General features: G+C 46.3%; 2 pseudogenes. Both read left to right on the top strand.

From position 1 onward, the window contains the following. A pseudogene (locus CD172_RS11820) lies at window positions 1–84 on the top strand (deoxyribose-phosphate aldolase); the annotation flags it as partial. 30 nt (window positions 85–114) lie between these two features. Continuing rightward, a pseudogene (locus CD172_RS11815) lies at window positions 115–350 on the top strand (phosphopentomutase); the annotation flags it as partial.

Below are 350 nucleotides of genomic sequence, written 5' to 3'. Positions count from 1 at the left end.
ATGGTTGATGCCGGTGCGACACGTATTGGTGCGAGTGCAGGTGTTCAAATTATGCAAGGTTTAGAATCCGATTCAGACTACTAAGCAAGCATCAGACAGAAGGAGGGGGTTACAATGGCAACATTTAACCGCGTACATTTAATCGTGATGGACTCAGTGGGGATTGGTGAAGCGCCAGATGCCCACAAATTTGGAGACGAAGGGTCTCATACACTCCGTCACACATTAGAAGGTTTTGACCAAACATTACCTAACTTACAACAACTGGGTCTAGGTAACATTGATGACTTACCGGTCATCGACCGGGTAGACCATCCGATGGCGTACTATCATAAATTAAGCGAAGCGTC

The organism is Staphylococcus agnetis, assembly GCF_002901865.1.
In the GTDB taxonomy this organism is placed as follows: domain Bacteria; phylum Bacillota; class Bacilli; order Staphylococcales; family Staphylococcaceae; genus Staphylococcus; species Staphylococcus agnetis.
This window is presented reverse-complemented; position numbering and strand designations above follow the sequence as displayed.